This is a genomic window from Paraburkholderia saeva, from assembly GCF_907164555.1.
Taxonomy (GTDB): domain Bacteria; phylum Pseudomonadota; class Gammaproteobacteria; order Burkholderiales; family Burkholderiaceae; genus Paraburkholderia; species Paraburkholderia saeva.
Window position 1 is genome coordinate 85,338 of the sequence record NZ_CAJQZC010000013.1, and the last position, 25,630, is coordinate 110,967.

22 protein-coding genes and 2 pseudogenes are annotated in these 25,630 nt (G+C 62.3%); 13 read left to right on the forward strand and 11 right to left on the reverse strand.

What is annotated here, in order from left to right; translation table 11 throughout:
• Positions 1 to 58: 58 nt before the first annotated feature.
• Complete coding sequence (locus tag LPA36_RS26120) at positions 59 to 1,270, reverse strand: DNA-binding protein (protein WP_228883097.1); 1,212 nt, start codon at positions 1,268 to 1,270, stop codon at positions 59 to 61.
• A gap of 1,836 nt (positions 1,271 to 3,106) precedes the next feature.
• Here LPA36_RS26120 and LPA36_RS26125 point away from each other — a divergent pair.
• A complete protein-coding gene (locus LPA36_RS26125; protein WP_228883099.1) occupies positions 3,107 to 4,459 on the forward strand; it encodes a replication initiation protein in 1,353 nt (450 codons plus the stop codon).
• A gap of 81 nt (positions 4,460 to 4,540) precedes the next feature.
• On the opposite strand, the pseudogene LPA36_RS26130 reads toward LPA36_RS26125, so the two are convergent.
• The 3 genes and pseudogenes from LPA36_RS26130 to parA all read right to left on the reverse strand — a co-directional run.
• Positions 4,541 to 5,416, reverse strand: a pseudogene (locus LPA36_RS26130) (ParB/RepB/Spo0J family partition protein); the annotation flags it as partial.
• Between the two features lie 89 nt (positions 5,417 to 5,505).
• A pseudogene (locus tag LPA36_RS29620) lies at positions 5,506 to 5,617 on the reverse strand (ParB/RepB/Spo0J family partition protein); the annotation flags it as partial.
• A 24-nt stretch (positions 5,618 to 5,641) separates the two neighbouring features.
• Complete coding sequence (parA, locus tag LPA36_RS26135) at positions 5,642 to 6,304, reverse strand: ParA family partition ATPase (RefSeq protein WP_228883103.1); 663 nt, start codon at positions 6,302 to 6,304, stop codon at positions 5,642 to 5,644.
• A gap of 914 nt (positions 6,305 to 7,218) precedes the next feature.
• Here parA and arsC point away from each other — a divergent pair.
• A complete protein-coding gene (arsC, locus tag LPA36_RS26140; protein ID WP_228883111.1) occupies positions 7,219 to 7,587 on the forward strand; it encodes an arsenate reductase (glutaredoxin) in 369 nt (122 codons plus the stop codon).
• Positions 7,588 to 7,643: 56 nt separating this feature from the next.
• Here arsC and LPA36_RS26145 read toward each other — a convergent pair whose 3' ends face one another.
• Positions 7,644 to 8,609 (reverse strand): sulfonate ABC transporter substrate-binding protein, encoded by a 966-nt coding sequence (locus LPA36_RS26145; protein WP_228883113.1) that lies wholly within the window; start codon positions 8,607 to 8,609, stop codon positions 7,644 to 7,646.
• 247 nt (positions 8,610 to 8,856) lie between these two features.
• On the opposite strand from LPA36_RS26145, the gene LPA36_RS26150 reads away from it, so the two are divergent.
• Positions 8,857 to 10,233: a GntT/GntP/DsdX family permease gene (locus LPA36_RS26150; protein ID WP_228883115.1), complete on the forward strand. Its 1,377-nt coding sequence runs from the start codon at positions 8,857 to 8,859 to the stop codon at positions 10,231 to 10,233.
• A gap of 263 nt (positions 10,234 to 10,496) precedes the next feature.
• A complete protein-coding gene (locus tag LPA36_RS26155) occupies positions 10,497 to 10,787 on the forward strand; it encodes a DUF1272 domain-containing protein (RefSeq protein WP_228883117.1) in 291 nt (96 codons plus the stop codon).
• 109 nt (positions 10,788 to 10,896) lie between these two features.
• Here the strand turns inward: LPA36_RS26155 and LPA36_RS26160 are convergent, their stop codons facing one another.
• The 3 genes from LPA36_RS26160 to LPA36_RS26170 form a co-directional block, all read right to left on the reverse strand.
• Entirely contained in the window at positions 10,897 to 11,106 is a 210-nt protein-coding gene (locus LPA36_RS26160) for a zf-HC2 domain-containing protein (RefSeq protein ID WP_228883122.1), read from the reverse strand.
• Positions 11,087 to 11,695 (reverse strand): RNA polymerase factor sigma-70, encoded by a 609-nt coding sequence (locus LPA36_RS26165; RefSeq protein WP_228883124.1) that lies wholly within the window; start codon positions 11,693 to 11,695, stop codon positions 11,087 to 11,089. The genes LPA36_RS26160 and LPA36_RS26165 overlap by 20 nt, the downstream gene beginning before the upstream one ends.
• A 495-nt stretch (positions 11,696 to 12,190) precedes the next feature.
• Positions 12,191 to 12,397, reverse strand: a complete 207-nt coding sequence (locus LPA36_RS26170; RefSeq protein WP_228883125.1) for a hypothetical protein — start codon at positions 12,395 to 12,397, stop codon at positions 12,191 to 12,193.
• Between the two features lie 339 nt (positions 12,398 to 12,736).
• Here LPA36_RS26170 and LPA36_RS26175 point away from each other — a divergent pair, with 339 nt between their 5' ends.
• Positions 12,737 to 13,294 carry an NADPH-dependent FMN reductase gene (locus LPA36_RS26175; protein ID WP_228883127.1) on the forward strand — a complete coding sequence of 186 codons (558 nt, stop codon included), beginning with the start codon at positions 12,737 to 12,739 and terminating at the stop codon, positions 13,292 to 13,294.
• 126 nt (positions 13,295 to 13,420) lie between these two features.
• On the opposite strand, the gene LPA36_RS26180 is transcribed toward LPA36_RS26175, so the two are convergent.
• Together LPA36_RS26180 and LPA36_RS26185 are read right to left on the reverse strand one after the other, a co-directional pair.
• Positions 13,421 to 14,677 carry a hypothetical protein gene (locus LPA36_RS26180; protein ID WP_228883130.1) on the reverse strand — a complete coding sequence of 419 codons (1,257 nt, stop codon included), beginning with the start codon at positions 14,675 to 14,677 and terminating at the stop codon, positions 13,421 to 13,423.
• A 245-nt stretch (positions 14,678 to 14,922) separates the two neighbouring features.
• Positions 14,923 to 17,187 (reverse strand): hybrid sensor histidine kinase/response regulator, encoded by a 2,265-nt coding sequence (locus LPA36_RS26185; RefSeq protein ID WP_228883216.1) that lies wholly within the window; start codon positions 17,185 to 17,187, stop codon positions 14,923 to 14,925.
• A gap of 704 nt (positions 17,188 to 17,891) precedes the next feature.
• Between LPA36_RS26185 and LPA36_RS26190 the strand changes: the two genes are divergently transcribed.
• The 3 genes from LPA36_RS26190 to LPA36_RS26200 are packed head-to-tail and all read left to right on the forward strand — an operon-like array spanning position 17,892 to position 19,811.
• Positions 17,892 to 18,260 carry a response regulator gene (locus LPA36_RS26190; RefSeq protein ID WP_228883132.1) on the forward strand — a complete coding sequence of 123 codons (369 nt, stop codon included), beginning with the start codon at positions 17,892 to 17,894 and terminating at the stop codon, positions 18,258 to 18,260.
• Positions 18,253 to 18,876 carry a chemotaxis protein CheC gene (locus LPA36_RS26195; protein WP_228883134.1) on the forward strand — a complete coding sequence of 208 codons (624 nt, stop codon included), beginning with the start codon at positions 18,253 to 18,255 and terminating at the stop codon, positions 18,874 to 18,876. Before LPA36_RS26190 ends, LPA36_RS26195 begins: the two co-directional genes overlap by 8 nt.
• Entirely contained in the window at positions 18,873 to 19,811 is a 939-nt protein-coding gene (locus tag LPA36_RS26200; protein ID WP_228883136.1) for a GGDEF domain-containing protein, read from the forward strand. The genes LPA36_RS26195 and LPA36_RS26200 overlap by 4 nt, the downstream gene beginning before the upstream one ends.
• Before the next feature lie 9 nt (positions 19,812 to 19,820).
• On the opposite strand, the gene LPA36_RS26205 is transcribed toward LPA36_RS26200, so the two are convergent.
• On the reverse strand, positions 19,821 to 20,099 hold the full coding sequence (locus LPA36_RS26205) for a hypothetical protein (RefSeq protein WP_228883138.1): 279 nt from the start codon (positions 20,097 to 20,099) through the stop codon (positions 19,821 to 19,823).
• Positions 20,100 to 20,358: 259 nt separating this feature from the next.
• On the opposite strand from LPA36_RS26205, the gene LPA36_RS26210 reads away from it, so the two are divergent.
• The 5 genes from LPA36_RS26210 (at position 20,359) to LPA36_RS26230 (ending at position 25,621) form a co-directional block, all read left to right on the forward strand.
• On the forward strand, positions 20,359 to 20,607 hold the full coding sequence (locus LPA36_RS26210) for a hypothetical protein (protein WP_228883140.1): 249 nt from the start codon (positions 20,359 to 20,361) through the stop codon (positions 20,605 to 20,607).
• Positions 20,608 to 20,743: 136 nt separating this feature from the next.
• Positions 20,744 to 21,592 (forward strand): presqualene diphosphate synthase HpnD, encoded by an 849-nt coding sequence (gene hpnD / locus LPA36_RS26215; RefSeq protein ID WP_228883142.1) that lies wholly within the window; start codon positions 20,744 to 20,746, stop codon positions 21,590 to 21,592.
• Positions 21,592 to 22,857, forward strand: a complete 1,266-nt coding sequence (hpnE, locus tag LPA36_RS26220) for a hydroxysqualene dehydroxylase HpnE (protein WP_228883144.1) — start codon at positions 21,592 to 21,594, stop codon at positions 22,855 to 22,857. Before hpnD ends, hpnE begins: the two co-directional genes overlap by 1 nt.
• Positions 22,854 to 24,902: a squalene--hopene cyclase gene (shc, locus tag LPA36_RS26225; RefSeq protein ID WP_228883145.1), complete on the forward strand. Its 2,049-nt coding sequence runs from the start codon at positions 22,854 to 22,856 to the stop codon at positions 24,900 to 24,902. The genes hpnE and shc overlap by 4 nt, the downstream gene beginning before the upstream one ends.
• On the forward strand, positions 24,902 to 25,621 hold the full coding sequence (locus LPA36_RS26230; RefSeq protein ID WP_228883147.1) for a phosphorylase: 720 nt from the start codon (positions 24,902 to 24,904) through the stop codon (positions 25,619 to 25,621). Before shc ends, LPA36_RS26230 begins: the two co-directional genes overlap by 1 nt.
• Positions 25,622 to 25,630: the final 9 nt, after the last annotated feature.

The window sequence follows — 25,630 nt, forward strand, 5'->3', positions numbered from 1 at the left end:
CGCAGGCGGGTTCCAACCCGATGGATAGCGCGTTGACGTTTTCTGTCGCACCCAACATTCAGTTCGTGGCCGGAGCGGAAACGGTCTCTATCGACAGAAAGCGGGCCACCGCCTGGAGTCTGGAATCGCCCATGCCCGACGAATGCTCACATTCCGGACACTGCAACTCAAAACGGCGATCGACCTGCGACAACTCCGGCTCCCCGTCGCCGCATTTCGGGCAATGAAGCGGAAGGGCCACCTGAGTGTCTGCGAGGGTGCCGATCGCGCGTAGTTCGTCGGATGTCAGGCGGCCGGCGCCGGCCAGCGCGCAGAGCAAATCGGCGATGGCGGGATCGATACCTTCCTGCGAACGCAAGGTTGCCACTTCTTTGCTCAATGCATCGATTTCGTCGGATTGCTCGCGCACCTGCGCGTCCAGACGGTCGCCCCGTGCTTTCGATGAAGCAATCTGCTGAATAAAGTCGAATTCCTTGCGGCTCGCATCACGCACGCCGGACTGGTACGCCGCCGCCATAGTGCGCAACGAATCGAGCTCGACCAGCATCGGCTTCACCCGACGCTCCGCTTCCGCGACCGCGTCCTTGATCTGCTGCGCATAATGCTCCGTGCTCTGACGCATGTCCGCGTGTAACGCATCGATGCGATCGCGCAACCCGGCATTGGTCGCCTGTTCAGTATCGAGGCGCTTGCGAAGTGCTTCGGTTTCGGCTTCGAGACGTCGGACCATAGCCTGCAGACTTTCCTGATGCGCGGATCCGTGAGAATTCGCAGCGGCAAGCTCCGTTTCCAGTTCACGGATGCGGTTCCACGCGGCGTCAGCGCGAATTTCTGCACGTTCGATCGCTTCTTCCGACGCCTCAAGCCGTATTTCCGCCTCGCGAGTTTTCTGTTCCGCAGCTTCGACCTGACGTTGCATCGCCGCGCGATCTTCATCAAGCGTCGAGCGCGCGTGGGTCATTGCCGCCTGGAACAGCTCACCTAACAGTTCACCGGCACGATCTTCGAGCGCCTTCGGTATTGCACCCGCGCCGACGCGTACCTTCGATGCACCCCGAATCCGCTCCCAGAAACTGTCGATGTCTTTAGGAATATCGCTTGCGCTGCCGGTCTGGGTCAGCTCACGCACCGTCGCCATCGAAGGACGGATACCCAGGTCAAAAAAAAGCCGCTTGCATGCGTGAAGCGACAGTTCCTGACGGCGTGCGCCGTTTGCGCGCATCTGCTCGAGTTCCTGGCGAATCGCCAGACGTTCTTCATCTGAATTCATTCATGCCTCGATGGAGCTGCGATCCAGCGAATCATAACAATTTACGTAGTAAACAATACGAATTTATGTTCTCGACTGGTGTCGTGAGTAAACGGAGCATCAAGTCGTGTCTTTATCGCGTGTGAGGCTCCATGTGGGCGATTTTCCGTGAAACAAATCGAAGAATAGCCAATAAGCGTCTGTAAATAAAGGAAATTCTGCCCTTTTTGGAAAAGTCGGGACTGTTTCACGAAGCGCAATGGTGGGCGCGGTTTTGACGTCCGGAAATTTTTCCGGAGGCACCGCAGGTTCTCGTTGAGAGTATTAGAAGTAAACACCCTTGAACCTAGGTTAAAAACGTTAACGCCATGGCAAAGCCTTACCTGGTAAGGCTTTGCGGGCGGTGAGGTGAAGCTTTACGGGACACTTGGTGAGCAATCCCGGGATGCCGCGGTGATGGGGTTCAGGGAGAGGGGTGAGAGGGTTCAGGACAGTGAGTGAGCGGCTTCGGGAGCAGCAAGCAAGGTGGGTCATTCCGATAGGTGAGATTCCTCGGGAGCTGACCGGCCGGAGCGCCTGTAAGGACCTGAATAACATCTGCTGAAAGTGGAAAAGTAGGGGTGAGGAGCTGCGGGACACGCGTCGACGCCCTGTTTTGCCCGATTTTCGAGCCGAAAAAGTCGAGTGGTGAGGCATAACGGGACAGAACGGCACGCGAAGGTGAGGGTTTTCAGGGCTCGGCGGCCGAAATGCCCGGTTTTGGGCGTCCGGAAGCGTTGTGGTGAGTCTTTACGGGAGGGGGACGGGAAGCTTGGGATGAATCGGGACGTGAATTTCGGTGGGAAACCCGATCCGAACGGGTAAAGGTGAGGAAATTCGGGAGGGTGACAGGGAAACGGTACGAATCTGACGATTGCATCGGAACGGAAGACTCCGGTGAGGTTTTTCGGGAGCCAGATTGAGGGCGAATTCCCGATCGGGTGAGTATTTTCGGGAGCGAGTTTGCAGTTACTTACCGCAAAGACCGCTCTGGCGTTGCTTGGTGAGCATGCCTTTCCAGTGATCCAGAATGGAAAGGTGAGGAAATGCAGGAGCCGGATGATTTTCTGCTTTCCTGGATACTGGCGACTCGAGCGGTGTCTTAGGTGAGAGTTTTCGGGAGTGGTTGTGAGCCTGGATACCGGTTCATAAATCACGGGTAAGTACCCGTAATGATTGGGTATTTTTCAATGGTTAGCGAAAGGTGAGACTTTTCGGGACATCGGGAGGCCTATAGCGCCGGAGTTGGTTTCAGGGGATTCGGTGAGTATTTTCGGGAGCCAGAACGGCGATCTGGACTGCCAGCCGTCCGGAAATCCCCGAGAAACGGGGGCCGCGCGGGCATTAAAGGTGAGTGTTTTCGGGACCTTTCCTGCATCGGTCGACTGGATTGGCTGGATTCGAGGAGGGTAACGCGTTTTTTATCGTAAAAAGGGCTGACAATTTTGCGCACCGGCCGTGAGAACAGACGATGTGTAGATGCGGCGGCAGCGTTTTGCGATGCGAAACGCGAAATTCGACGTCAGCGATACGTTGTCACTGCAAAGTCGCAAAATTACGACGACATTAGCCGGTGAGCCAATACGGGAGTTGAAATTACGGTCGATGGCAGGCCCAAAATGGGGTGCTTTTCCGGATCCGGCGACAGGCAACGGTTACCGCCCAAGGGGCAATTGCGCGTTGGTGAGGACTTACGGGAGCGCTTCGAGGTGAGGTGCGGTTCGTAAACACCCTTCACCGACAATGGTGAGATGCGCGCTATAGACGTGCTTCACCGCAGTCGGTATCCTTTCGCCAAATCCCTCCTCGATCCGACGCATGGCCACGAAGCGCGCGAAGAAGACTGATGTGGTGAGCCCAAGCTCCGCCGAATTGCGCAAGGCCGTTGAGGCCATTGCCATTCAGCCCAAGAGCGGCAAGATCACACTCCTTACCCGGAAACTGTTCAATGTGCTGCTAGCGGTGGCTCAGCAGGCCGATGAATCCGGCGATACCTATCGCGCGTTATTGTCCGACATCGTCGCGAATTCCGCGTTCGATTCGAACGATACGGCGCTCGTGAAGGAGCACTTGCGGCGGATGGTGTCAGTGCAGGTGGAGTGGAGCACCGGGACGTCGAGCCAGAAGCCGGGCCGTAAGTGGGGCATTTCCACGCTGATCGCCGACGCTGAAATTCTCGAGGATCCGGCCACGCGGCGCGTGTGGGTCGAATTCTCGTTTGCACCGAAAATCAAAAAGAAACTGCTTGATCCGGTCCAGTACGCGCGATTGAGCCTGCAGTTCCAGAGCCAGCTGCGCAGCAGCGCGGGTCTTGCGCTCTATGAAATCTGCGTACGCTATCTGACGAACCCAAGCCATCTGACGATGCGGGAGGCATGGGAGTGGTGGCGGCCGATTCTCTCCGGCACCCCGGACACGGAAGCCGGTGACGAGGCGAAGCGCGAATACAAATACTTCAAGCGGGATTATCTGCGTCCGGCAATTGCCGAAGTGAATGCCGTCACGAACATCTTCGTCGAGTTGATCGAGCATCGCGAAGGCCGGCGGGTCGCGGAAATCCAGTTTCGGGTGACGGAACGCAAGCAGCCGATGCTCGCGCTCGATGAACATCCGAATGTCTTCGACAGTACGCTTGTCGACCGGATGGTGAAGATCGGCATTCCGCTGAAGGAAGCGCAAACGCTTTACGCCGACAGCGAGGAGAACCGGATTCGCGCGGCGTTGCAGATGACCGAGCAGCGCATGCGCAGCACCACGTTGCCGCCAGTGCGCAGTGCCCCAGCGCTCTTCAAGGATGCTTTGAAGAAAGGCTACGCTCCGCCAGTCGAAGCACTGCCATTGGCGGATGGCGTGAAGGGCATCGCAGCGGCCGTGCCCGCGGACGACCTGAAGGCGCGTCTGCTCGGCGAGTATTCAGCCTATCGTCGCAAGGAAGCGCGCGCGCTGTATGACGAGCAAGGTGAGTCGGAACGGGACCTGGCGCGACAGTCGTTTGAGGAAGACGAATTGCCGTCGCTGGGCGCGCATATGCGTGACGACTGGCGCCGCCGCGGTCTGGATTCAAAGCTCGCCGAGACGGCGTTCTTTGACTGGCTGGCTCGCAAGACGTGGGGCGATCCGACTGATGGCGATCTGCTCGCCTTCACGCTGAGCCAGTCCCGCGCTGCCTGATCGTTTCCTTTGGCGACGATAGTGCCTGCAGTCGATAGTCGATGGGCTGCCTGCGGTGGTAGCAGGCAGCCTCAGCGCGATTCAGGCCTGTTTTGGCAGCAACATCTGTTCGATCTGCTTCAGGATATCGTCGCGCTTTTCACGGGTCAATCCGCGCAACCTGAGTTCCAGGCGGTCGTCGCCGTATGACTTCAGGTCTCCAACCGTCATTCCATCGAGTTTGATATCGAGTCGCTGCGCGTAGCGCTGACGCCCGGCGGGCTTCGCGCTTTCCTGCGCGGTTGCCCGACCTTTGACGATATCTGCCACCTGCCGCGTACTCAGATCATCCGAGAGAATCTTGTTGATCAGCCGCAATGTGGCGTCGGCGCCGCGCGCGCTGTGGTAGCGGCCGACCTGATACGCCATGTTCGAACCAAAGCGGTCTGGACGGGCGACCATCTCATGCATGACGGCTTCGGGTAGCTTCGCGATCGACAGTGCAACTGCGACGGTCGACTCATCAAGACCGAGATGTTCGGCAAGTTCTTTCTGGCTTTGAAAATGTTTGTCGTCCAGAAAACGCTTCCAGACGACCGCGTTATCAAAGACGGTCTGCGAATCGCGTTGAACGTTCAGGTCGTAACCCAGCTTGTAGCTCTGGATACCGATCGGAAGATCGATGACGATCGCCTTGACGGAGTCCTTGTTCGCCTCTTTCAATGCCCGGACGCGGCGGCCACCGTCGCTGACGAAATAGCTGCCGGGATTCTCATAGTCAGGGATCACATGGATCGCCTGTTGCTGTCCTTGCTTCGCCAGATTGACCGCGAGCTCGGCAATCGATGACTTCAAATAGAAATGACGCGGATTGAATGGACTCGGCTTGATGGTCTTCAGCCCAAGTTCAATGACCTGGCCGGGACGATATCCGTGCTCGACGCGCCAGGCGTGGTACTCAGCGGATTCACTTGCAGCCTGTGGCAGTGCAGGCTCTTCGGACGTGGAGACGACCGTGAGATCGGGCTGACTCGAGCGTCCAGGTACATCCGTTGATTTCGCGTCGTTACGTTGAACAAGGCCATCGATCGCATTGAGCCGGTCAAGCGCGGTGCGCTTTTCACTGCTGGTCGTATCAGGACGCGCCTGGAAGCCTTTAGCGAATTGAGAGGGTTTCATTCAGGGTCCTTTATGCGCATAAATTCAGGGAAGCAAGGCGGCGATCTCGTTCGCACACGCCCGTATTTCAAAGCTGGCGAGTTTGGCGCCGCGGTCGTTCATCTGCAGAACGGTCTGTCCAAGTGCCATGGCCTGCTTGTAGGCTTCTCGCGTGGGAATCTGGGTTTTGAGCAATGGAAACCCGAGTTCTTCGAGAGCGCGTTTAAGTTCGCGGGTCAGCATGCGCTTCTCTTCCGTCTTGTTGAGCAGGAAGACCGCGCGAAGGTCCTCATTCATGACCTGAGCCTGCTGAATGAGTTTGACAAGACCGACACTCGACCAATAATCGGCCGGCGACGATGAGGTAGGAATAACAGCGACAGTCGCGGCAAGCAGAACGACGCCAGAGACTTTTTCGGTAATGGACGGCGGACAGTCCACAACAATGATGTCGTAATCGCCGACGAACTTCTTGATCTCGCGATGGATCTGGCCGCCCGCCTCGGAGAGATTGACGACGGGAAAAGGGATTCCCGATTCTCCATCAGACGATGCGCTTGCCCAGTGAACGAGGGTGTTCTGACCATCGGCGTCTACAACGAGGACGCGCTTACCTTTTTCGTGGAAGGCAGCGCCAAGATGCATGGCGATAGTGCTCTTTCCGACTCCGCCTTTTTGCTGCGTGACCGCGATGATTTCAGCTGCCAATTCTTCACCTCATTTTTAGACGCTGATGGATTTTACCGTGATGAATTTCGATTTCAATGTTTTTCGTCGTTTAGACGCGACGATTTAGCCATTCGGCTAAGGTTTATGCGCATAAACGGGTCATGCGGTTCGAAGGGCGTCTGTTGGTCTGGCCCGTCGAGGTCTTGTCGGTGGGAGATTGAGATTTGGCCGCGGCGCGGTGGACCGTTCGTATTGGGTCCACGCTGCTCGGGACTTCAAGAGCGTGTTGTGTATCTGCATGCGGGCGCTCTCTGCGAACCGCGTTGCACGCTCTCGATGGGCAATCGTTACTTACACCTGCCTTCTCATCGGGGTGCCTTTATGCGCATAAACCAGCAGGTGGTGAATCGTCATCGGCCAACACGATTGGGACAGGCGGAAATCAGGCAGGTTGCGTTATGCGCGCGGAGGCGCCCACCAATCGCACACGTCTCTTCCCGTCGAAGCAGGTTTCCGCAAACTGCCAGAATGCAGGGACGCCAGGTAAGTCCTCAACCGTTCCTGCGATGTACGCGAATCCCGAGCGAGGTGACGAACGAGACGCGGGACGCATGTTGCCTGGGGAGCACTACCCGCTCAATCGACATTGCAACCCCTACTCGGTACGGAACACGCCGCCTTCACCGAGCATGTCAACATCAGGCCATAGCTTGCGATCACGCGTTCTTTAGCGCCTTGGCGAGATAGCCCACAAATGACCAACAGCCGGAGTTCGCCCAGTAGTTCATAAGGAACACGCGCCCTCGTCGAAATGCCAGACCAGGATGCAAGCCCCGGTCTCAGTTGCAGTCGAACACCGATCCATCTGCCTGTCGTGCAAGACCGGCGGCAACCGGAATCAGGCCAAGTCGGTACACTTCCGGTTGCTCAACAACAGGCGTACACCTCGAACCATGATCACGATCTATCACAACCCGCGCTGCTCGAAATCGAGAGGTGCTTGCGACCTCGTCGCAGGCAGTTTCAACCCGAAGAACGAGCCGGTGGAAATCGTCGAATATCTGAAGACCCCGCCCTCGGTTGCCCTGCTGAGAGAGCTCAATCGCATGCTGGGGTGTTCCGTGCGCGAGATGATGCGCGATTCGGAAAAAGAATACGCCGCGTTGGGCCTCGCTGCGTCTGACTTGACAGATGATCAGTTATACGAAGCAATCGAAGCAAACCCAATCCTGTTGCAACGTCCGATCGTCGTGCGAAATGGACGGGCGGTCATTGGCCGACCGCCCGAGAATATTTCCGCGTTGTTCGTCAACGCGGATTGATCGACCGTCGCCGCAAAAAAATCTGGTCGGGTTAAAGGAAAAGCGTTGCGCCGCGATTATCCCTTGGCGACAAGCACCGCATCCTGAGTCACGATTTTTGTCGGAATGATGTGCAGTTCAGCGAACGTATCCGCAATTCGCTGTTGCGAAGCAAGTACGGCGGCGTCAACGGGTTTGTAGATGTGCTCGTAGTGTCGAAGGCCCGCTTCGATCACATTTGCGTCGAGGCCCTGAATGGGCGCGAGCTGGGCCGCCGCGTCTGAATAGTGACCGCGTACCCAGGCGCCTTCCTTGCCGACTTCGTCGATTACGACGGAGAGCACATCGCCGTTGTCGCGTGCGAAGGGGCGCGCGCTCAGGAAGAATTGATGGTGATTCACAATGCCGCTCGCGTCCGCAAGCAGCCGTGCATTGGGTTGCTGTTTTGCAGCTTCCAGAAAGGGATCCCAGATCGCCCAGGCATCGATTGCGCCGCGCTCGAACGCGGCGCGCGCGTCGGCCGGCGGCAGAAACACCGGTTGTATGTCGGTGTAGCCGACGCCCGCCTTCTGAAGCGCTGCGACCAGAAACCAGTGCACATCGGAACCTTTGTTCAACGCAATCTTCTTGCCCTTCAAATCGGCAAGCGTGCGGATCGGCGCGTCCCGGTGAACGAGAATACCTTCGGCGTGCGGTGTCGGCACCTCGTAGGCGGTGTAGACGAAATTTGCCCCCGCGGCTTGCGCAATCACGGGCGGTGCTTCGCCGACGTAGCCAAAATCAATCGCGCCAACGTTCAGGCCTTCCAGTAATTGCGGGCCCGCCGGAAACTCAGTCCATTTCACGGACACGCCGAGCGGTGCAAGGCGTTTCTCAAGCGTCTGCTTCGACTTGAGCAGCACCAGCGTGCTCGCAGCCTTCTGATAGCCAATGCGCAGTTCCCGCGCGGACGGCGCCGCGAACACTGGCAGCGCGGACGCGGCCAGCGCGGCGCCGGCGCCGACAATGAATGCACGGCGCGTTGGTATGAAAGTTCGTGACATAAGAGGATTTCTGACGTTATGACGGACGCAACACGGACCGGTTGCGGCCAACAATAAGACGCGCCGCGCCAAATGCGAACTGATGGATTCGCATAAGCAAATCACCCGGCTGCCTGCGCCAACGATTAGAGCAGACGACCGCGACACTCCGGTATCGTCCGGATGGCCAGGGTGTCGTGTTATTCAGTGCCCGCTACAATCCGTCTGTGCCTCTCACCTCGCGTCTTCGATCGATACAGGAAACACCGTGCATCCAGCCACCACTCTTGCGCCATGGGCCGCCCACGACACCCAGCTGATTCTTTCCTGCGTGCTGGGCCTCGCGATCATCATTGTCTTTATCAGTGCCCTCAAGCTCGCGCCGTTTCTGTCCATTCTGGTCGGCACGTTCGCGGCGGGCTTCACGGCAGGTTTGCCGCTCGAAGCGGTCGCGAGCGCGTTCAGCAAGGGCGCGGGCGCGCTGCTGGGCGACGTCGGTATCATCATCGCGCTCGGCGCGATGCTCGGTGCGCTGATGGCTGAATCCGGCGCGGCTGACCGGCTCGTTTCAACGATCCTCAAGCACTCCACGCCGCGCCTGTTGCCCTGGATGATGGCGCTCGTTGCCATCATCATCGGGTTGCCGCTTTTCTTCGAAGTCGGGCTCGTGATGATGGTGCCGATCATCTTCGTCATGGCGCGCCGCTCGAAGCAACCCATTCTGCGCATCGCGATTCCCGCGCTGGCGGGCATGACGACGCTGCATGCGTTGCTGCCGCCGCACCCGGGGCCACTGATCGCCGTCAGTGCACTCCACGCCGATCTGGGCATCACGCTCGGGCTCGGTCTGATCGTCGCCATTCCGGCTGTGATTCTCGCCGGGCCGCTGTACGGTATGTGGCTTTCGAAGCGCATGAACGTCGTCGAGCCCGCGGAAATGGGCAAGTTGTTCACGGCCGAAGCCGGTTCGCTGGAGTCGCCTGGCTTTGCGATTTCGCTGATCACGATCCTGCTGCCGGTCGTGCTGATGCTGGGCCGTACGGTCGCAAAACTGGGGCTCTCGCCAGAAACGTTTCTCTTCGACGCACTCAACTTTCTCGGCGAACCGCTCGTGGCGCTGGGCCTGACCGTGCTCTTCGCAATCGTCGCGCTCGGGTGGTCGCGCGGCATGCCCCGCGAGCGCGTCGGCGGCATTCTCCGCAAGAGCCTGCCGCCGATTGCCGCGCTGCTTCTGACCATCGGCGCGGGCGGTGGCCTCAAGCAGACCCTCGTCGCTGCCGGCATCAGCATGACCATCGGCAAGATCGCGGTCGGCGCTCATCTGCCCCTCATCCTGCTTGCCTGGCTGATCGCCGTCGCGTTGCGTCAGGCGACCGGTTCCGCCACCGTCGCCACGACCACGACCGCTGGCATCGTCGCGCCCGTCGTCGCGGGCCTGAGCGCGACGCACAATTCATTGATGGCGCTCGCAATCGGCGCGGGCTCAGTCTTCTTCTGCCACGTGAACGACGCGGGCTTCTGGATGGTGCGTGAGTACTTCGGGCTGCAACTCAAGCAGACGGTCTTCGTCTGGTCGATCCTGCAAACGATTGTCTCGGTGGTCGGGCTCGCGTTGACGCTTGTTCTTTGGGGTGTGCTGACGTGAAGTCCGATCCCGTCGCCGTAGCATGGCGTCCCTCCGCGACAGACGCCGGCCGCCAGCCGCGATGTGACACGCCGGGAAACGCGGCCACGCTGGCGTTGGCAGGAATTGCCTGCTGAGTGGCAACTGCGCGGCGCGTTGCGTCGCTAGACTGGCTCTATAGGCATCATGCCTGCCGCGTGTAGATGCGATGCGCGAGCGAACTAACCCGGCGAACTGCAAAAAAGACGCGCCACGTCCTTTCCATTCAACACAGGAGTCTTCCCATGCTGGAATTGCGACCCTCTTGCGAAGGCTGCGGCAAGTCGCTGCCGCCGGGCGCGACCGACGCGATGGTCTGCACGTACGAATGTACGTTCTGCGAAGTGTGCGCGTTGAGCGTGCTACGCAACGTCTGTCCGAATTGCGGCGGCAACTTTCAGCTGCGGCCGAATCGCCCGAAGGCGATGCTGGCAAAACATCCAGCACGCGCGGAGCGGCACGAAGCGAAGGTCGACGAGGCATCGCACGCGCGTTATCTCGACCGCTATCTCACGACGCCACCGTCGGAGCGTTGACCGGCGCGGCGAATGTCGGACCGCGTAGCGCAATTGCGCTGCCAGCCGATTCCGATCCCTTCGAGTCCGCCGAAAATTCGACCCGAATGCGCCGGATGAAGCTAAAAGCCTATTGCTCCTCCCTGGCGTCACGGCTACCGCCCGTGCCGCTAATCTCCTGCGACGCTGCGCGTAACAGGCCGATATGGCGCCGGTAGTTGCGGCAACCGCTGCAGGTCGGCAGATGCACGCCAATGGCGATCCATTCGCCGGCTGTCAGCGGGCGGTCGAGCGCGTCGGACAGCAGTCGCGTGATGTGCTTACATTTGCCCATTGGCATCCTCGCTGGAAAAGCCTTTCTCGCTGAGGCAGGTGCGCAAGCGCAGACGCGCACGGTAGATGAGCACGCTGCAGTGATTTGCCGTCATCTGAAGCTCGGTGCAGATGTCGGCCGTCTCCAGTTCAAGGAACTCACGCATCATGAACACGCGCCCGATGGTCTCCGGCAAATGGTCGAGGCAGATCTCGAACAGCGCCCAGAACTGCTGCTGCTGTAACGCGGTTTCGGGCGTCGGCCACGGTCGCGGTTTGGCCTGCGCCGACCAGTGTCCGTTCTCCTTGAACAGCTCCCGATCCAGCACAGATTCGTCGTCGAGCTCGGACTCCAGCGCCGAGAGGTTCACGGTTCGGTGCCGCGCGCGCAACGTGTCGACGAGCTTGTGACGCAGGATGCCAAACACCCAGGTCTTGTGGCCGGATTGGCCCTCGAAACGGTCGGCCTGTGTCCAGGCGGCGGCCAGCGCCTCCTGAACGGCATCTTCCGCCGCCGCTGCATCGCGAAGTTGCAGTCGGGCGAACCTCAGCAGGTCGCGGCGCAGTTGCGCCAGGTGGACCGGATCGTCGAAAGCGGCGCGAGTCGGGGCGCTCATACGTGGCGCTCCGGACGAATAACGTCGCTCGCGTGAACCCGGACGGGCGTGCACGCACACCCGGCGCCGGAGCGCGCCTCATTGGCGCGCGCGAGGCACGAGCGCAATCGTTGTCGGCTGGACGTCGGTGTGAATGCATGACGGCTGTTGTCGCGACCGGCGAGATCAATCGTGTTCATGTGTACGTGTGCGATGACGGTTGGGTCCCCGGGGGGCTCAATTGCGGGACAGGCTCGGGAAGCCGCCCGACAGCATAACCGCACGAAGCGAACTCCGGCTCCGCTCACACCGCATTCTTTGATGACTGGAGCGGGCGCGCCCACCGTTCATTCTCCCGCACGGTTCCGTGCGGCGGGACGAGATTCGGCGAGTCGCGGGTCAGCGGCTCGGGTCCGGTCATCCCGTTCTGGTCGCGTGAAGGGCAGCTTTATGACAGCGGGCTTGCAAATGATTTTCGGGCCACATCCCCCGTCGCGTCGGGGATTTACGAAAGCGTCATAGCTTGCCGCCCCCGTCGATTCCGCTCCCCTGACGCCACACCGCCTTGCCACGCTCCGAGAGTTCGCCGCTGCTATGCCGGGCATCGGCTTCCGTGCCCTTGACCGCCATGTCGCCGCCTGCCTGTTCCTGCGCTTTCTGTTCCTTGTGTTTGCGCGCCGCAACGGCTTCGTCGTGAGACCTGCCTGCGTAGTTCGATGTCATGTCCCTCTCCTTATGTAGAAATCACGGACCACAAAGGTTCGATGCCCTCGCGGCCGCCCGGGTTCACTTTTATATGGCCCAACCCATCGGGAATGCGTTTCATCTTTACCGCATTTTTCCGGGCGGGAATAAATGCCGGGCACTTTCCTTGATGGACAAGGCTTGCCGCCCACTTATCCACAAGGTTGTTCAACGAATCTGTGGATATCTCGAATGCGCAGCGAGTTATCCACCGCAGGCCATGGCACGGGCTTTCTGCCGGCGGCAACCCCGTTCACCTTCTATGATTGAGCATTCAGACCCTTTCGCGCATCGTGCGCTCCACCTGAGGAAATGAACATGGCCTATCACATCGCGGTTATCGTCGGCAGCTTGCGGCGGGATTCGACGAACAGACAGCTCGCCAAAGCACTGGTCTCGCTTGCGCCGGCCGATTTTTCGTTCGACTTTGTCGACATCGGCGGATTGCCTTTGTACAGCCAGGATTACGACGCCGATTACCCGCCGGTAGCCCGCGAGTTCAAACAGAAGATCCAGGCGGCTGACGGCTTGCTGTTCATCACGCCCGAGTACAACCGGTCGATGCCCGGCGTCCTGAAAAACGCGCTCGACTGGGGTTCACGGCCGTGGGGAACCAGTGCCTGGGGCAACAAGCCGGGCGCCGTCGCGGGCACGTCGCCAGGGGCGACCGGCACGGCGCTCGCGCAGCAGCATCTGCGCAACGTGCTCGCTTATCTCGATGTCGCAACGCTCGGCCAGCCCGAGATGTTCATCAAGCACAACGCCGCCGTGATCGACGAAAACGGCAAGATCCTCAACGACGACACCCGCAAATTCCTGCAGTCGTTTGTCGACCGGTACGTCGCGTGGGTCAAAACGCACGGTGGGACGCGCTAAGGTTCCAGTTCACGGATCCATGCCACGCCGCGAGACTGCGCAGCGAAAAAAAGCGGCGCTTCCGGATGGAGCGCCGCGTGTCCCACTACACACAGGACATAACCTGCAGACTTAAGCCATCAAGGTTTAGACGTGATGGTGACCCGTCACGCGATCCCAGCCGTGACGCACAGCCGCCTTGAAGCGTTCCCACGTATCGCCCTGAGCGCCGCGAGGCATCGTTTCCCAGTCGCGACGGGCTTCGGGTTCGATGTCGTCCCACTGGCGGTCCCGGTAACGGACGTCCTGACCCATCTTCGCCCCGTAGTGATAGGCGCCTGAATAGTCCTCGTAGCGCGCGCCTTCGGCCGCGTACTGTTCGTCGTAGTGGCCGCGGAAGTCCTCTTCATATTCGAGGAACTCGTCCGGCACCGGTGCACCAATACTGCCCGCCCCGACAGAGGGTGCGGCAGGCGCCATGTACGCGCCCGACCCCGGCACAGCACCCGTCGATACTGCCCGCGTCGCGTCGTCGTACGGCTCCGGCGTGTCATAGCTCGGAGGCGTGCCGCTCAACGGCGCGTGGTCGCGCGCTTCGACGCGTAACGGGTCGGCACCGCCCAACGGGTGGAGCGGATCGACGCGCGGCGGATCAATCTCCCGCGTTGGGTCGCGCCTCGGTTCACGTGCCGTTTGCGATCCACGTAGCGGCTCAGGGCGGGATTCCATTGCACGTGCGCGCTCCATCGACTCCCTTCGCGCCGTTTCCACTTCGACGTCGCGCGGGCGGGCCAGCGGGTCGGCCTGGCCGAGCGGATCCAGCATCGGTCGTTCGGCTGCCGCAGGCGCCTGCGGAACGGGCTCACGCAGGGGGCGCGTCGTGGCCGGATAGTCCGCAGACGCAGACGAAACCGGCGGCACGGGCGAAAGCGGCGGCGGCACCGCGCCTGCCGCCCCGACGCCGAGTTCGTCGAGCATCGACTGGTCGCGCATCCCCGCCGTATCCATCATCGGCGAATCCCAGGCGGGCGCACGCTCGCCGATATCGATCGCGCCGAGTTTCGCCAGCGTGCGTTCAGCGAGTTCGGCATGTGACTCGCTTGCAGCGTTTACGCAGACAAGCACCGCGCCGCGACGTACCGCATCGGTGTAACGGGCGGTCGTTGCGGGGTCCGCCGGGCGCGGTCCCGAAGCGAAGAGGCTTGAGAGGAACCGCTCGATGTTGGCCATGAAACCGTGGCCGGCGTCGGGATCCGCGGCTGGATCGATGTCGGCCCCGGACGGCGGGACCGGATTGGCCTGCAGTTCGATGTCTGTGCGGGCGAAGCCGGTTTGCACGAGCGTGTCGCGCGCGGCTTCGGCCTGGGTATAGGTGTCGAATAATCCGATCACGGTGTGTCGCATGGTTGCCTCCCTTCGCTTTTACGGGACCGCTCCGGTGAGCCGGGGCGTGCGACGCGTGGCGCGCCGCTGTCCAATCATCGGAGGTAGCGCAACGATCATGCCGGGTCGGCAAAAGTCCCGGTGGGAAAGGGCACGCAGAGGATCACGAAGGGTGGCGGGTCGTCATCCGCCTGCAACGCTGGCGCGTTTTTTACATCCGCAGCGTAATTAGCACTGCGCAAAACATGGCGGCCGTGCGGCGGGGATCATGCGGCAGGATGCGCAGAGGAGAGCGTGTCCTGAATGGTCTGCAGAATCTTGTCGAGCAGCGCGATGTCGAACGGTTTCGACAGCACGCGCACGTCGACGTGACGCGCGCGCTCCAGTTCTTCGGCGTAACCGGTCACGAGAATGACCGGCAGCTTCGTCTCAAACGCGAGTAGGGCTTCGGCGAGGTCGATACCGTTCATCGCGCCCGGCATGTGGATGTCCGAAATGACGAGATCGAACGGCAGCGATGCGCCGGTGCGCAATGTTTTCGCATGCGCCTCGCCGAGGAGTCGCATCGCGGCATCGGCGTTGAAGACGCAGGTGATCTCGTGTCCCATCATCTGCAGCAGGGCTTCGGTGCCGGCGGAAACTTCTTCGTTATCCTCGACGAGCAGAATCCGTAACCCCTGACGCACCGCAGCGGGGTGTTGCGTACCGGATTCCGCAGCGCGCGCGATCTGCGGCACCGCCTCGGCGCGCGGCAGGTACAGACGCACCGAGGTGCCCGCGCCGATCGCGCTGTCGATAGCGGCGAGGCCGCCGGAGCGCTCGCAGAACGCAAACACCTGCGGTAGCCCGAGCCCCGTCCCCATGCCTTTTGGCTTGGTCGTGAAGAGCGGTTCGAAGGCGCGCGCCAGCACTTCCGGTGGCATGCCGATGCCCGTGTCTTCGAGGGAAATCTGCACGAAGTCGCCCGTGAGGGGAAAGCCGTCGTCGTGCCGGAACGCGACGTTGCCCGCACGGACGGTGAAGCGGCCGCCGCCCGGCATCGCGTCGCGTGCATTGACGGCGACGTTGATGAGCGCGAGTTCGAGTTCGGCAACATCGACGCGCGTAGGCCAGACACCCGCGTTCACGTCGACGACGAGCGCGACCTTCGCGCCGAGCGATGCGGTCAGCAGTTCGCGGCAGCCCGGCAGCCAGTGTTCCACGGCGATGGTTTCGTTGCGCAACGGCTGCTTGCGGGCGACGCCGAGCAGTTGCCGCGTCAGCGACTGGCCGCTCTTCAGTGCACGCTCGATGGCGGACAGTTCGCGATCGAGCCCGGGCGCGCCGCGCCGTCGCGCGATCTGCACATTGGTCGACACGATCATCAGCAGGTTGTTGAAATCGTGCGCGACGCTGCCGACCAGATTGCCGAGCGCCTCCATCTTGCGCGACTGCCGGTACGCCGATTCGATCGAACGGCGCATCGACGCTTCCGCCTGCCAGCGCTCCCACGCTTCCTCTTCCGCGCTGAGGCGCTTGAGCGAAAGCCAGATCACGCCCCACAGCACGATCGAGGGCGTGAACATCGAGAGAATCAGCAGGCTCAGATGGCGATACCAGCCTGCCCAGATCGCCGACGTGCGATAGCCGCACGATACGTACACCGGATACGAACCGATGCGGCGGAACGCGAGGATCACGCCGTCGCCGTCCGCGCCGCGCATCTTGACGACGCCTGCGCGCCGGCCTTCCGCGAGCGCATCCGTGAAAGGCGTGCGCGGCTGCGCAAGCGCGGGCTCGCGCGGCCGTTGCGGATATTGTGCGAGCGCGGCGCCGTCGGCGCGGGTGAGGCCGAGCGTCATCGGCGCATCTTCCCCGCCGAGCAGCTCGCGGTAGAACGCGTTGAAGTAATTCGGCCGCAGTGCCACCGAGACGACGCCCGCAAATGCGCCGCTGGTGTCGTGACGCGCGACGCCGGTGTTGAACACCATTTCACCCGCGACATGGCCGATCATCACCTTCGAGACGTGTTCCAGCACCTTGTTGTCGCGCACGCCGGTGAAATCCTCGCGGCCCGCGATCGAAACGGCCGGCGCCGGAAAGAACCGGCTGCTCACCAGCAACTCGCCCGTGCGGTTGAAGATCGACACAGCCGCAACCTGCGGGTATCCGCCGCCCATCGTGCGCAGCTTCTCGTGAATGTCCTCTTCGCGATCGCGGATGCCCGCGTCGTCGAGTCCGTTCACGAGATCGACGACGCGCGCGTCGAGCGCCTCGTTCATGTCGAAGACTTTCAGCGCGTGCTCTTCGGCGACGCGCACGGTACGCAGCGTGACATCGGTCGCATCGGATTCGCGCGCCTTCAGATCGCTCCATGCCATCGTCGCCACGTAGATGCACGGCAGCACGACGGCCGCAATGAGAAGCGCGATCAGCGTCAGGCGCCGCATCGCGAAATGATGTTCGGGAGGCGCAGCCGGAAACAGGGGTTCGTCTTGCCGGCTGGCAGGCGCGCGGCTCGCCCGGGGCAGGTCGGGCCGTTCAGGGTTCATCGTCGTCAGGCTGGAAACGTCGGAAAACAGGGACACCGTGTGCCGACATCATAAACGAGAAGAACGTCAGCCCCGGATTGCGCCCTGCACAATGAAAAGGGCTTTCCCGCTCATACCGGGTTTCGAGCGATTTTTTCGCGAGGTGGCCCCAATCAGCGACGAATCCAGAAGCGCAAACGTACACAAAAGTATAAATGTAGGACTATTTGCCGATTCAGGGGAATATTTATGCCGTGCAAAGTGATTGTTGGGTGGATTTCGTCAAGTCATCCGATTTTGACGCGTTGCTTTTTCGCGGAATTAATTCAAGAATCATTCCTACGACAATTAATGCGTCCGCCATGACCGGACGTATCTGCCGCGGGGCTCGTCCAGACAGTGCGTTACATGCCTGCCGGGGCCGTCCGCGGATGCGGGCGCGGGGGCACCAGGTCTCAGGTCGAGAGGTTGTCTACTTCTGCGCTGTTTACGTACGGGGTAGGCTTGCACCATGTCGGATTCTGGCGTCGTCTTTCGCGTTCACGCACCTTGCCGTGCGAGCGCCTGCTTTCCGCACGCCGCGCTTCGCGGCGCGGCGGAGTCACCTTCGTACGATCCCTTTTCAGCCTGTTTACCCGCATGGCCGGTCCAGCGGCTCAAGAACGGCGTCACGCTGCCGTTAACCCGATTGAGCCTATAACGTCTTTTGACTGCCTACCGCCGCCATGTCCTTGCCTATTGTGATTGCCGACGATTCCCTGCTGGCCCGCAAGGTGCTGACCAAAGCCCTGCCGCAGGACTGGGACGTCGATATCGCCTACGCATCGAACGGCGTCGAGGCGCTCGAGCTGTACCGGGCGGGCAAGGCTTCCGTCATGTTCCTCGATCTGACGATGCCCGACATGACGGGCTTTCAGGTGCTCGAAGCGCTGCAGCACGAGGATCTGAATACGTTTGTGATCGTCGTGTCCGCCGATGTTCAGCCGATGGCGCAGGCGCGGGTGCGCACGCTCGGCGCCATTGCATTCGTTGCCAAGCCGGTGACGCCCGAGGCGGTACTGCCCATCCTCAAGGAGTACGGGTTGTATGTCTGAGCCAGCCCTGAACGAAGACCAGCGCGACGCGCTGCAGGAGGTCGCCAACCTCGCCATGGGTCAGGCCGCGACCCGTCTCGCGACGCTGCTCGATACGTTTATCGAGTTGTCGGTGCCGCGCGTGCGCGTGGTCGATGTGTGCGAGGCCGCCGCCGCGCTGCGCGAGATGACGGGCATCAACGAGGCCGTCACCGCGGTGCGTCAGGGCTTTCGCTCCGACATCAAGGGTGAGGCGCTGGTGATCTGCCGTAGCGGCAGCATCGCGCAACTGTGTGCGCTCGTGAACGACCCGTACGTCGGCTCGGCGTACGACAGCATTTCGCAGGAAGAGCTGATTTACGACGTGGCGAACGTGCTGACGGGCGCCTGTGTGTCGTGCATTCTCGACCAGCTGGGCCGCACGCCGGTGTTTTCGGCGCCGGGACTGCTGGGCGCATCCATGTCGCTCGACGACGTGTTCCAGCCGAAGGTGCTCGCATGGGAAGTCGCGCTGCTGGTCGAAGTGAATTTCGCGCTGGAAGACCAGAGCTTTCGCGCCCACCTGGTGATGCTGATGGCCGAAGAGTCGATCCGTCACATGAATGAGGCGCTCGATGCGCTGCTGTCCAGCCTATGAGTGAAACGTCCGCGTCCTTGAGCGATCTGGTTGTCGAGCGCGTTGGCTTCGGCATCTTCGTGCTCGATCGCGAAATGAACGTGCTGATGTGGAACCGGTTCATGCACGACCACAGCGGCCTGTCCGCGGAACAGGTGGTCGGCAGGTCGATTTTCGCAAGCTTTCCGGAATTGCCGCGCGTGTGGCTCACACGCAAGCTCGAAAGCGTGTTCCAGCTGGGCAGCTTCGCGTTCAGCTCCTGGGAGCAACGACCGTATCTCTTCAAGTTCGACCATGACCGGCCGATCACCGGCGGCGTCGATTACATGCAGCAGGATTGCACCTTCATGCCGCTCACGCGCGACCGTGAAGTCGTGGCTGTCTGCGTGACGATTTCTGACGTGACGGCCGTGAGCATCGTGCAGCGCGAGCGTGAGGAAGCGGTCGCGAAGCTGCAGGAATATGCCGACCGCGACGGTCTCACCGGCATCGCGAACCGGCGCTATTTCGAATCGCGGCTGCGCGACGAATATACGCGCTGGCAGCGCTACGGCGGCGACCTGTCGGTGCTGCTCTTCGACCTCGACCACTTCAAGAAGATCAACGACAAGTTTGGCCACGTGGTGGGCGACACGGTATTGCGCGTGATGGCGCAGCGTGTCGCGGAAGTCGTGCGGGTGCAGGATACGTTCGGCCGCTTTGGCGGCGAGGAATTCGCGCTGCTGCTGCCCTGCACGCCGCTCGAAGACGCCATGCAGGTCGCCGAAAAAATCCGCCGCAAGATCGGCGACACCGCCATCGATGTCCAGGGCACGCTCGTGCCCGTGACGGCGAGCGTCGGCGGCGCGTGCGCGCGTACCGGCGTGCCGGCCTACGAAGTGCTGATCAACGAAGCCGACGCCGCGCTCTACAGCGCGAAGCGGCAGGGACGCAACCGCTCGGTCGCGTTCAACTGACCAGCGCGTTCATTCACTGAGGCCTGCGATCCGTACCACCAGCTGCTCTGGCGCTGGCGCCGCGATCAGCAGACGTGGCTTCGGACGGCTCGCGCCGTCCGGCGTGAAACCGATGAACGACGCCTCGATCAGCGAGCCAAGCGGCGAGTCGCTCCGCTGGACGCTTGCGGTGATCCACGACTGTTCAATCGATTGCAGTGGGCTGTAGGGGCGTTGCGCGGCCAGAGCCCCGCACGTGAAACCCATCAGCATGAGTGACAAAGCGGTGAAGCGGATTGTGCGTTTCATGATATTTCCCGAAAGATCACGGTTAAACCGGCAGACGTAGCCAGACCGCCGCCGATGCAATGAGCCGGGGAAATGAAGTCGTGTTGATTAACGCGAACGTGATTCGACCGGCAACCCGCAGCGATTACCGGAGCGAGACACTTTCTGTGTCTCGATAAGCTGCGTAATCGTTGCCTGGCGTGCGCCGCAAAGATTTGCGGCATCTCAATAAGATCAGTTTAGGCAACCGTCGAAAGCAGCTGAATAAGACCAGTCTTAAATGAAGCGCCATCTTTTTCAGACGGAATTCAGCAGGCGGATTCGCGTGGTCCTTATTCAGTGCAATTGCCTTTTCAGGGTGGAATTTCGCGCTTTCCTTCGACGACCTTTTACGGGGGTGCATGACGTCGAAGAGGCGTTTTTCAGCGTCACGATGAAGCGGCGCATTGCCGGAACGCGCAGCCGCAAGCTGCCTTTTTCGGCGGCATTGTTACGCCGTCCCGCGTTGCCGATGCGTTTTCAGCGGTGAAGGCCAAAGATTGTTATACTTTTCGTCGTTTCCGGCATCCCAGCCGGAGTGTTTCGCGCGTGTCCGCGCGCGCGGACGACATGCCCTGCGTCCGGCCACCTGGCCTCAAACTGCGGGCGCCTCAGCGGAGATCGTCTTGGCCGTTTCCAATCTTGTCGTGGACGATACAGAAACCGACGCAGCAGCCGTAACCTCCGGCAGCTCGTTCTATCTCGCCATGCGCATCCTGCCGGCTGCGCAGCGCGACGCGATGTATCAGGTCTACGCTTTCTGTCGCGCGGTCGATGACATCGCCGACAGCGACATGCCACGTGTCGAACGTGCTGCCGCGCTGGAGTGCTGGCGCGCCGACATCGACGCGTGCTACGCGGGCACGCCGCGCGCTTCGTTGCGCGCGCTGACCCGCCACATTCACACCTTCAACCTGCAGCGCGAAGATTTTCACGAGATGATCAACGGCATGGCGATGGACGCCGCCGAAGACATCTGCGCGCCCGACGAAGCCACGCTGGACCTGTACTGCGACCGCGTCGCAAGCGCGGCGGGCCGTCTGTCGGTGAGGATATTCGGGATGCAGGAAGCGCCGGGCCGCGAGCTCGCGCATCATCTCGGCCGTGCACTGCAGCTCACGAACATCCTGCGCGATATCGACGAAGACGCCGGCATTCACCGCTGCTATCTGCCGCGCGAACTGCTCGCGCGCGAAGGCATCGCGACCACCGACCCCGACGCGATCGCTGACGACCCGTCGCTGCCGCGCGTCTGCGCCGCGCTCGTGGCGCGGGCACGGGCCCACTTCGCGAAGTCCGACGAAATCATGGATGCGCAACCGCGTCGCGAAGTGCGCGCGCCGCGCATCATGTCCGGCGTCTACCGGTGCCTGCTCGAGCGCACCGTCGACCGTGGTTTTGACATCCCGCGCACGAAAGTCACCAAGCCGCGCGCGCGGCTCCTGTGGATCGTCGCCCGCTACGCGCTGTTCTGATGGTCAAACTTGTCCACGTGATCGGCGCGGGCGTTGCCGGCCTCGCAGCTGCGGTGCAACTGCAGCGCCGCGGCGCGCAGGTCGTGCTGCATGAAGCCGCCACGCAGGCAGGCGGACGGTGCCGTTCGTACTACGACCGGACGCTGGGCGCGACGATCGACACGGGCAACCATCTGATTTTCTCCGGCAATCAGGCAACGCTCGCTTACGCACGCGCAATCGGCGCCGCAGACGAACTGGTCGGCCCGGCGGACCCTGAGTTTCCGTTCATGGATCTCGCCTCCAGCGAGCGCTGGACCGTCAAGGTTTCGCCCGGACCGCTGCCGCTGTGGGTGTTCGATTCGAGCGCCCGCGTGCCGAATACGAACTGGGCGGATTATTTCTCGATGCTGCCGTTGCTGTTCGCGAAGCCCGGCCGCTCGATGGCGCAGACCATGCGCTGCAACGGTATGTTGTGGGACCGGCTGCTCGGCCCGCTGTTTCATGCCGTGATGAACGGGGAAGCGCGCGAAGCGACCGCGCAGCTGGCGGGCGCCGTGGCGCGCGAGACGTTTGCCGCAGGCGGCCAGGCCTGCCGGCCGCTCGTTGCGCGCAACGGGCTTGGCAGCGCGTTCGTCGATCCGGCGTTGCGCCTGCTCCAGCACGGCGGCGCGCAGATCAAGCTCGGCTCGCGGCTCAACGATCTGACGTTTTCGGAATCCGGACGCGTCGCGTCGCTGCATTTCGCGGACGAAAGCATCGCATTGGGCGCAAACGAGGGCATGGTGCTCGCCGTGCCGCCGAACGTTGCGCAGTCGATCGTACCCGGTCTGCAGGCGCCACAGCGCTTCAGCGCAATCATCAATGTGCACTTCGCCGTCGAGCCGCCGTTTGGCCTGCCGCCGGTGATGGGCCTCATCGGCTCGACCGCCGAGTGGCTCTTTGCGTTCGACGGCCGGCTGTCGGTCACGATCTACGGCGCCGACCGTCTGACCGGCATGCCACAGGAAGAACTCGTGAAGACGGTGTGGGCCGATGTCGCCCATGCGGCCGGCCTGCCGGCTGAGCCGATGCCGGTTAGTCAGGTCGTGATGGAAGAACGCGCGACGTTCGCCGCGCAGCCTGACCAGGAAATGCTGCGCCCTGCCACGCGCACACGCTGGAACAACCTCATGCTCGCGGGAGACTGGACGGCCACCGGCCTGCCCGCGACGATCGAAGGAGCAATCCGCTCCGGCCAGAAGGCCGCGGACCTGCTTCTGAATGAACCGATGGAACGCCGATGAACGATTTATCCCAGATTCCGCCGATGGATGGCGAGACGCCCGCTGCAATCCCTGCTTCGACCGCTGCTGATACCGTCGACACCACCGTGCCCGCAGTCGCGCCGCAAGACGCGTCGCGAGACCTGCTCGACAGCGCCATCGTGCGCGCGACCGATGCGATCCTCGCCGACCAGCGCGCCGACGGCCACTGGGTCTACGAACTCGAAGCCGACGCCACGATTCCCGCCGAATACATCCTGCTCGTTCACTACCTGGGCGAAGAAGCGAACCCGGAGCTCGAACAGAAGATCGGCCGCTATCTGCGCCGCATCCAGCTGGCGGACGGCGGCTGGCCGCTCTTCACCGACGGCGCGCTCGACGTCAGCGCAAGTGTGAAGGCGTACTTCGCGCTGAAAATGATCGGCGACCCGGAAGACGCGCCGCACATGCGCCGTGCCCGCGAGGCGATTCTCGCCCACGGCGGCGCGGAAGCGTCGAACGTGTTCACACGCATCCTGCTCGCGCTCTTCGGTGTCGTAACGTGGTACGCAGTGCCGATGATGCCGGTTGAAATCACGCTGCTGCCCCAGTGGTTTCCGTTCCATCTGTCGAAGGTGTCGTACTGGGCGCGCACGGTCATCGTGCCGCTGCTGGTGCTGAACGCGAAGCGTCCGGTTGCGCGCAACCCGCGCGGCGTGCGGATCGACGAACTGTTCCGCGGTGCGCCCGTCACGACTGGCCTCTCGCCGCGTGCGCCGCATCAGCACAAGGGCTGGTTCAGCTTCTTTCGCGGCGTGGACGGCGTATTGCGCGCCATCGACGGCCTGTTCCCGAAGACGCTGCGTCAGCGCGCGGTGAACGCGGCGGTGGCGTTCGTCGACGAGCGGCTTAACGGCGAAGACGGCCTCGGCGCGATTTTTCCGGCGATGGCCAACGCCGTCATGATGTACGACGTGCTCGGCTATCCGGCGGATCATCCGAACCGCGCGATTGCGCGTCGCTCGATTGAAAAGTTGCTCGTCATTCACGACGACGAGGCGTATTGCCAGCCGTGTCTGTCGCCGGTATGGGATACGTCGCTTGCGGCGCATGCGCTGCTCGAAACCGGCGACACCCGTGCGGAGGAAGCTGCGGTGCGAGGTCTCGAATGGCTGCGCCCGCTGCAGATTCTCGATGTGCGCGGCGACTGGACTTCGCGTCGCGCGGATGTGCGGCCAGGCGGCTGGGCATTCCAGTACGCGAATCCGCATTACCCGGACGTCGACGATACGGCCGTGGTCGCAATGGCGATGCATCGTGCGGCGGCGGTCACGCAGTCGAACGTCGACAGCACGGCGATTGCGCGTGCCCGCGAGTGGGTCGTCGGCATGCAGAGCAGCGACGGCGGGTGGGGCGCATTCGAGCCGGAAAACACGCAGTACTACCTGAACAACATTCCGTTCTCCGACCACGGTGCGCTGCTCGATCCGCCGACGTCGGACGTGTCGGGCCGCTGCCTCTCGATGCTCGCGCAACTCGGCGAAATGCCGTCCACAAGCGAACCGTCGAAGCGCGCATACGACTACATCCTGAAGGAACAGATGTCCGACGGCAGCTGGTACGGCCGCTGGGGCATGAACTACATCTACGGCACGTGGACCGCGCTCTGTGCGCTGAACGCAGCCGGCATCAAGCACGACGACGTGCGGATCGCACGCGCGGTGCAGTGGCTCGTGAAAATCCAGAACGAAGACGGCGGCTGGGGCGAAGACGGCACCAGCTACAAGCTCGAATACCGTGGCTATGAACAGGCGCCGAGCACGGCGTCGCAGACTGCATGGGCACTGATGGGCCTGATGGCGGCCGGCGCGGTCGATCATCCGGCGGTTGCACGCGGCATCGACTATCTGCAACGCGAGCAGCGCGATCACGGCCTGTGGGACGAAACCCGCTTCACCGCGACAGGCTTCCCGCGCGTGTTTTATCTGCGCTACCACGGCTATCGCAAGTTCTTCCCGCTGTGGGCGCTCGCGCGCTATCGCTCGCTGCGGCGCACTGGCGGCACGCGTGTCACGGTTGGCATGTGATGGCGGTGTCGCGCAACGCGCAGACAGGCCGCGATGCATTGCCGGTGATCGTTGTGGCCGGCATGGCGTTCGAGGCGCGCATCGCGCGCGGTGAGGGCGTCGAGGTCATCTTCGCGGCGCGCGCCGATCTGCTCGAACGCGCGCTTAGCGCCGCCGTGGCGCGGGGTTGCAGCGGCATTCTCAGTTTCGGCACCGCCGGCGGTCTCGCCCCGGACCTCGAACCCGGCACCGTGATCGTCGCGGACGCAGTCGAAGGGCCGTTCGGGCGGGTCGAGACGGACGTCGACTGGTCGGGGCGGCTTGCACTCGCGATCGGCGCATCGTCGTTGAGTGCGCGGCTGCGCCGGGGCGTTCAGGCGGCGGTTGTCGCGCCGCTCGTCAGCGCGCAGGACAAGCTCGCGCTCCATCGCGCCACCGGTGCGCTCGCCGTCGATATGGAATCGCATATCGCGGGCGCCATCGCCGCGGCGAACGGCGTGCCGTTCGCCGTTTGCCGCGCGATCGTCGATCCGGCGTGGCGCACTTTGCCCTCGGCCGCAACCGCCGGCCTGCGCGACGACGGACAGACGGCGATCGCACCGATCCTGCGCGAACTGCTCCGGCAGCCATCGCAACTGGGCGCGCTGCTCCAGGTGGCGGCGGACGCGCGTGCGGCCCGCCAGTCGCTGGTCCGGGCGCGCCATGCGCTCGGCACGGCCGGCGCGTTACGCGCGGCCTGAGTTCCCGCC